Here is a 7,685-nt window from a genome sequence, read left to right on the forward strand (position 1 = left end):
AAACCTGCTCTTTGAAAAGGTTTCGGAAAACCCCAAAGTCAGTGCCATTGAAATTCATTCCTTGTCCATGCCCTCCGGAACAAATCAACGAATTCAAATCATCGATAAATCAAAGCCTTCAGCTTTACCTATTGATGGGGAATCAGTCATAGCCAAGAACAATTCAATTTCCCGAGAAGAAATATCAATTTCAGCCTATCCCAACCCATTTGATTCTATCATTTATTTTAGAATGCCTGGAGGGGAACCGCAAGACTATTTGATAAGGGTTTATGATGTATCAGGTAAAGAATATTACCGAAAAGTTTTCAGAACAGATTTAAAAAGCTCAAGTATTTTTGAGATTGACCTATCTAACCTAATGTTAGCTTCAGGGGGTGTTTATTTACTTGTTGTTGAAAGTGATAAAGGGGAATTTATCCGTACTGTAAAAATGATAAAAAGGTAATATTGATGGTTTAATTTGCGTCTGCTTAGAGAGAATCAAAGCGACGATGGGAAATACTATCGTGCAGGAAAGTAGAGAATTACTAAGTGAAACAGCTGGCGAAGAGTCTCCAAAGGCATACCACTGATAGAAAGTATAGTAGCTCAAAAGAGCGGATTTACCTGGAATTTGATGAAGCTTTTACCACCAACTGGACAGCTCTAACCAGTTGGTGGTGAGTGGTGCTTATATTCCCAGAGGCTTTGCAGTTATCAAACACGAGCCACGGAAAAACCACATTAGCCTCCCGGATTCCTCTTCAGTACCTTGAACACCCTGCAAATACGGAATCTCGATGACCTGTACAATGAAACCCATGTTCCCCATTAGAGAAATTCCAGATTTTCTAAGGAATAACGCTCTTTAAAAAAACCTTCATTGGTATTTAAAAGCAATCTGGAAGCTCTCTTGGTAAATACTGATGGTGAAATGAAGTTCAAGATTCATCAATTTTTTCAGGAAAGCCCGAACTGAACCTATTTTAACTCAGTTCTTCCAAAAAGACCAGGTAATACCCACATGGAAAAAGTTTTCAATTCATTAAAGAAGGTCTTTGGGTAACTTCATGGTATCTGATGACATCCGACCCAAAATAGTGCATGACCATGCTCTTTCGGGTCCTGTCTCCATTTACTACCTTGGCCCCTCCATGTAACAGATTGGCATGCCAGATTAAGACGTCCCCCTTTTTGGCGGTGAAATACTTTATTTTAAAATCGGTATCCGCTAGTACACTCGCAATTTTATTGGAATACTTTTCCTTATAATTTTTGCCTAACATCCAATTATTACCACCATGGTCAAAGTCATTGTTCATGATGTATTTTAATTTATGGCTTCCAGGATAATAAAATAAGGGACCATTGTCCATATCGATATCCTCCAGGGCAATCCAAACCGCAATAAGGAAACCATAGGGATAAGTAGACATATGAATAAAATCAGAGTGGGCTGGGTCTTCACTTCCTTTATAGAAATTCACACTTTGAAATAACGAGACCGGCCTTCCTAGTACCATTTCAAGAATTTTTTCCAAACGTCCCGGGCTTGCCTCGGCACGGAGCTTTGGAGAATGATTAACGGCAAACATTATTTTTCGCCCTTCCCGGATTTCTAGTTGGCTTGATTTTACCAATTTTTCAATTCGATCGTTGATAGATGCTACCTGTTCCCCTGTAAAAAAACCCTCTAAAACGGCATAACCATCATCGGACCAATGCAACAACTCCTCCTGAATTTTTTCGGGTAAATCAGCGTATAATGGATGTGATGGAAGTTCATTTACCGAATTCAATCGATCCAATACAGGGCCAATTAAGGGATCGTACTCATTAAGATCGCTACTAGATATCGTCTGAAAACAGCGTTTCCTTACACCAAATCTTGCATAAAGCGGCTTGAGATAGGCTAATTTTTTTTGATGAAAAAAATTATACGCCACATAGAGCCATTTGATTCTTTTAAGGGTAGCAATCATAGTTCAGGTAAGGTATATGAATACTTTTTTCTTATTAAATATAAACATCATTATTAAATAATTTAATGCTTTTTATATTATTTTTTTACTGTTCATTAATCGACGTCAATAAAAACTCTTTATTCCTGTCATGAAATCGAGCCTGCCTGAGGCAGACAGGCATGACGAAAACGTCACACAGAGGGATGATTATAAAGCATGCGAGATTCCATATGGCCGCTTGAAGACAATTATAAACATATGAAATCCCCTCATTTTATTGTCCATTCCAATGCCAATTTCCCGCCTACAATATTGGATAATTCTCCCCGATCCAGACCAATGGCAGTAACTACGTTAATTTTAGGGTCCAGCCGATGGCTTAGTTCTAATAAAAAATGAAATTGGTTTTTGTTTGGAGAAAAATAGGCATCGTTGTAGTAGTTCCCGAAATGCCTTACAAAGGTAATCAATGTACGGCAACGCGTATATTTACCCAGGCTTCCCATTATTCCGCCGTGATACCCAACGATCCTATTGCTCACCACACTCCATCCCCCAATTCCATTAGGATCCAATTGGTAATTTGCGGCCTGCTTTTGTGAAATAAATAAAGGAGTACCGATAATGTTTTCCAGATACACCCAGCCAGTAGCATAGGTAGCATTGTTATAATAATTAAACCTTCCATTGAAAATAATATCGCCTCCCTGGTCCTTGGTATAAATACCTTCCAGCAACACTTTTTCTAGCCATGATTTTCTGTCGCTAGTCCAGCTTAATCCTACCATTCGGTCTTTTCCGAATAGGTTAAATCCAACCAGGTCATCCCTCCGGTTTAAATTGGAACTGTCCCCTCGGCCTTTGGAAAATATGGTTTGGGTATAGAGTTTTAGTTTGGATTTGGCCAGCTTGATCTCCAGGCCGATGTCAGAATTGATCATGTGATTACCCACCGCATTGGCCACATCAATAGCACCCGCACCCTGTTGGTAAACCGGATCATTTGGATCTCCCGAGGCCCCCACAATGATCCGTAAATAATCTTCAAACCTGTCGGGCATGGGCCCACGCGGATGTTCCCCACCCCATTGGGCGAAATGCATCAACCCTGCATAGAAACTGAATGGATCCCTCCCGGCTTTCAGGTAGAAAACCTTTTCATGCAAAAAGGCATTTTTCACAGAATGGGAAGTCCCCAACCAACCATGGGAATACTGTCCTTTAAACTGCAAAAATCCCTTGGTGCCCGGAACATCGGTAAAGCGATTTACGATAAAGGTCAGTTTGGGTATGGGTAAAGCATTGCCACTGACCGCCATGGAACCACTTGAAAGCTCGGGGTCCACCTCTCCAATAAGTTCGGCAAACCTTCCCGCCCTTAACTCCCATTGCTGATACCCCAGCCGAACAAATGCTTCTTTGGCAAAAATAGAATTAAAGCCATTATTGGCATATAGATCCAGGCCATACCCCAGGTGAAAATTGGCTTCTGTTGGTTTATTTTTCGACTTGTTCAATCGGAAATAGTGACTGTTTTCAGCGGACAGGTGCGGAATAAGATCCAGCTGCCGTTCACTGCCAACCGTACCGAATTGGTTGGCTTGTAACCAGAAAGAGGGATACTCCTTCGAAGCTGCGATCATGCTAAGTCCTGCTTCAATTTTGAGAGAATCAAGAAATTGACCCGAAACCTGATGAACACCCAGCTGGACAAATAAGACGGTAAACAAAAACACCTTCATACTCAAACATACTAAGAAACCAAATAAGAATAACCCGGTATATATCTTTTCTGAAAAAAAATAAGTAATAAGGATTTCGATTTAATAATCAAATACCCATTTTGGACGTAAAAAATAAAATTATTTTTTCATAAAATTATATATAATTTTTTCCATATTATAGTAAAAAGTTAATATAAAACTTGTTTTGTTCAATATTCGAAACCATCAATAAAAACGACAAAGGGGTCCATCCACTTTTTTTTGTATTTAAAAATCTTTTTAGTGTAGATATTATTTATTTTATTCTATTTTTATTACTATATTGAATTTATTGATACCCTACAAACCTGATCAATAAATTACTTTAATAGAGGATAGTTATCAAAACCTAACCAACCAACTGATAAGCATTCCTATTCAAATTAAATATAATCTTATTTATTGAAATCCTTCAATAGGTATTGAGGATTTATTAAATCTTTCGTTTATGAAGAAGAGAGTTCTCTTGATAGGCTATAACTATGCTCCAGAACCAACCGGAATTGGAAAATACTCGGGAGAGATGATCCATTGGTTGGCATGCAGGGGCCACGAATGTACCGTCATCACTACCTATCCTTATTATCCTTATTGGCAGGTACAGGAACCCTATGTCAAAAGCAGGTTCTGGTACAAACTTGAAACGCAATCGTTCCCATCCGGTGGTAAAATTAATATTTTCCGCTGCCCGGCCTATATACCGTCTAAGCCTACAGCCATCCGAAGGATGCTATTGGATTTTTCGTTTCTCGTTAGTGCCTTTTTTAAATTAATAGGAGTGATTCCTAAATTTCAATTTGATCAGGTAATTGCTGTATCGCCCTCTCTTCTCTTGGGAATACTGGGAGTGATGGTCAAAAAATTTCAAAAAAATCAATTCATTTATCATATTCAAGATCTTCAAATAGAGGCCGCGAGAGACCTAAAAATGATACAGGCCCAAAGCCTGATAACTGTTTTACTTAAAATTGAACAGTACATTTTTAACAACGTGGACAAAATTAGCACCATTTCCACCGCTATGGCTCACAAGATCAGGCAAAAATCCCACAAAGATATTTATCTTTTTTCGAATTGGGTAAATATAGAACTATTTTGCCCCCTAAAAGACAAAGCAGCACTCAAAAAAGAGTTTGGCTTTAACCCTGATGATAAATTGGTACTCTACTCGGGGGCTATTGGTGAGAAACAAGGTCTGGATCGTATATTGTTAACAGCCAAAAATTTTGCGAACGATACCCACATTCTATTTATTATCTGTGGATCCGGACCATATGTCGATCATCTGGTGGCCCAAAAGGAAATCCTGGGATTAACCAATGTGATTTTTTTACCCCTTCAGCCACTAGATAAATTTAGGAAAATGCTTAATCTCGCTGACCTCCACTTGGTGCTACAAAAATCCAACGCTACTGATTTGATGTTACCTTCCAAATTGACAACCATTTGGGCAGTTGGTGGTGTTTCCCTAGTCACGGCCACGAAAGGTTCCGAACTGTATAATACCATTGACAAATTCAACACAGGAATTATAATTGATCCCGATGATTCCAATGCGTTACATGATGGTATTCTAAAAGCAGTTTCTGAGGAAAATAACAACCGAATCATTTCCGGAAATGCGCGCAGGTATGCGGAAAATTACTTATCTCTTGAAAGTATCATGACCGACTTTGAATACGAAGTTTTACATTTACCGGTTAGCCAAATTAAGAGCCAAAAATCTACCGTAAGGGCATAATTCCTCACAGTGAAAAATTGAACAATATTCATACAAGGAGTAAAATATATAAGTGGCATTTCTCAATACGCATTCTTATTATCAAACAATAGCGAGTAAGCGGTCCAAGCCAGGATTTTAACATCCAAAAGTAGGTCCCATTTTTTAAAGTAAAACAAATCCAGCCGGTACCTGAAGTACAAGTCCTGATAACTTTTAATCTCTCCTCTGTACCCCCGGGATTGTGCCAGACCCGTTAGGCCCGGCTTGATGGCATGGCGGTTCATATAACCTGGAATCCGATCCGAGAAGATTTCATTCATCGGTACCGCATGGGGCCGGGGACCGATGAGTGACATCTCCCCCCGTACTATATTGATCAATTGAGGCAATTCATCCAGACTGCTTTTTCTCAAAAAAGACCCGAATTTGGTGATGCGAATATCTCCCTTTTTGGCCTGTACCGTATCCGCCTTATCGTTTACCACCATGGTTCGGAACTTTAAGCAATAAAAAGGCTTGTTGTCCTTCCCATGCCTAAGTTGCTTAAAAATCACCGGTCCCTTGGATCCCACTTTTATCAGCAGGGCAATGAGGGGAAATAACCAGGTAGCGATAACGATCAGGAAGGTACAAGCCACAAAAAAATCAAGACCGTTCTTTATTCTCAAGGGAAGGCGTTTTTCACTCAGTCGATCTTTTGAGGTTTGTTTTTCCGCTACCCTTTGATGGAATACATTATTTCTAAATAAGGTCTTATACATGGAACAACCGGTAATTCAATGGAAACTCTATTTTCTAACTATCCAGCATCAACAGACCAACCCATTTCTTCTTTTCTACCGGATACCTATTCATTCCATCCAAGGGGTTTGGGGCTAATTAACATGGGTTTTCGATTGTAGTATACAGCCAGATCAATCGTTCCTGTTTACTACTTAATTTTAATAATTGCTTTAATCTGAGCGTACAATGTTTGCTTAGGTTATAAAATTGGGTCTGCCCCTACAGGCGTTAGAGCAAAAAATTAAACCAAAAACAAAACGATTGTGAAACATTTTATTGTTTTTGAAATGCATTTTTTTTGCTATCTATGTTTAAATATAAAAAAATAATTTTTATTTTACCCAATCTCATCTCAAAAAATTTTTGCCCCATACCTATAAACTTATTTATTAAAATAATTTCAGTTTAGAAGGTTACATTTCCAACCGATAATAATTTATTTGAGTAGTTTAATTCGCTATTTAGTATTATAAATTCACTGAATTTCATTATAATTTACAGACCTATTCGTTCGATTTAGAATTGATTTTATACCGGCGATTGGGTGGAATTTACCTTATGCTTCTGATTACCCGACACTTTGAGACTTAACAGTTAAAAATTGCACCTCCCTCCGGTCCCCCTCCTAAAACAGGAGGGGAGAAAGAGGGTGGAAAAAATTGTCGTTTTACGAACACATCAGGCCTATTTAACTGCTCTTTTCTTGAGCTCCTTACATTAACGCTCCGATTCAGATTGCTTTTTAGGCTGAGCCTGCCGAAGCCCGCTGCCGCTCGCAATGACGACGTTGGAGTAACCGCGACACGTTCCCGTCACTGCGAGAATTAACATTTTAAAAAACGCAGAAATCGGGATGACGATGTGGATTTTTAATATATTGATTTTCAGCGATTTGATAAATACGTCATCGGTAGGGTGCTGACCTGACCCCAATCGTATTTCATCAACCGCCCCAGCACCCGCGGCAGTCTGTCGGAAGACGTACACGTCCGGCGTATCTAACTGCCCTTTTTCGTAATCCTTACGCGCACACCGCGAATCAGATTGCTTCGCTGGCGCTCGCAATGACGGGATTGGCGTCACCACGAACCGATGCCGACACTTCGAGACTTAACATTTTACAAAACGCAGAAATCGGGATAACGGTATTTATTTTTAACTATTTGAATTTCAACATGTTAAAAAAATTAAGAGTGACATCAAATCGCCTCCCTCCGGGCCCCCTCCTGTTTTAAGGAGGGGGATTCAGGGGGTGGTAAAATTATGCCGCGTATTTAAATCCCCTTTTTCAGACTCCAGCTGGTAGCCAGGGAGATGATATGATAATGATTTAGTCACAAAGAGCTCAAAGAAAACACAAAGTGCTCAGAGAGGCTTGAAAAAAACCTTTGTGTTCTTAGTGCCTCCTTTGTGTCCTCCTATGTTGAAAAGCAAACAAAACAGCTAAAATTCCACATACTTTTCCATTCT

At 39.3% G+C, this 7,685-nt stretch carries 5 protein-coding genes; 2 read left to right on the forward strand and 3 right to left on the reverse strand.

Features of this window, described 5'->3' with window-relative positions:
• A partial coding sequence (locus GJS45_RS23355) for a T9SS type A sorting domain-containing protein (protein ID WP_162344312.1) occupies nucleotides 1-448 on the forward strand: 448 nt, incomplete at its 5' end.
• 571 nt (nucleotides 449-1,019) lie between these two features.
• Here the strand turns inward: GJS45_RS23355 and GJS45_RS23360 are convergent.
• Nucleotides 1,020-1,964, reverse strand: a complete 945-nt coding sequence (locus GJS45_RS23360; RefSeq protein WP_162344313.1) for a phytanoyl-CoA dioxygenase family protein — start codon at nucleotides 1,962-1,964, stop codon at nucleotides 1,020-1,022.
• 251 nt (nucleotides 1,965-2,215) lie between these two features.
• Nucleotides 2,216-3,688 carry a capsule assembly Wzi family protein gene (locus GJS45_RS23365; RefSeq protein WP_162344314.1) on the reverse strand — a complete coding sequence of 491 codons (1,473 nt, stop codon included), beginning with the start codon at nucleotides 3,686-3,688 and terminating at the stop codon, nucleotides 2,216-2,218.
• Between the two features lie 469 nt (nucleotides 3,689-4,157).
• Here GJS45_RS23365 and GJS45_RS23370 point away from each other — a divergent pair, with 469 nt between their 5' ends.
• A complete protein-coding gene (locus GJS45_RS23370) occupies nucleotides 4,158-5,450 on the forward strand; it encodes a WcaI family glycosyltransferase (RefSeq protein WP_162344315.1) in 1,293 nt (430 codons plus the stop codon).
• Between the two features lie 62 nt (nucleotides 5,451-5,512).
• Here the strand turns inward: GJS45_RS23370 and GJS45_RS23375 are convergent, their stop codons facing one another.
• Entirely contained in the window at nucleotides 5,513-6,193 is a 681-nt protein-coding gene (locus GJS45_RS23375) for a sugar transferase (RefSeq protein WP_162344316.1), read from the reverse strand.
• Nucleotides 6,194-7,685 lie beyond the last annotated feature (1,492 nt).

The sequence above is a fragment of the Cyclobacterium salsum genome, assembly GCF_010119245.1.
GTDB classification, from domain to species: domain Bacteria; phylum Bacteroidota; class Bacteroidia; order Cytophagales; family Cyclobacteriaceae; genus Cyclobacterium; species Cyclobacterium salsum.

Bases quoted from the DNA above. Each gene is read 5' to 3' on its own strand.
- GJS45_RS23370 (WP_162344315.1), top strand. From the start codon at position 4,158: ATGAAGAAGAGAGTTCTCTTGATAGGCTATAACTATGCTCCAGAACCA.
- GJS45_RS23360 (WP_162344313.1), bottom strand. From the start codon at position 1,964: ATGATTGCTACCCTTAAAAGAATCAAATGGCTCTATGTGGCGTATAAT.
- GJS45_RS23365 (WP_162344314.1), bottom strand. From the start codon at position 3,688: ATGAAGGTGTTTTTGTTTACCGTCTTATTTGTCCAGCTGGGTGTTCAT.
- GJS45_RS23375 (WP_162344316.1), bottom strand. From the start codon at position 6,193: ATGTATAAGACCTTATTTAGAAATAATGTATTCCATCAAAGGGTAGCG.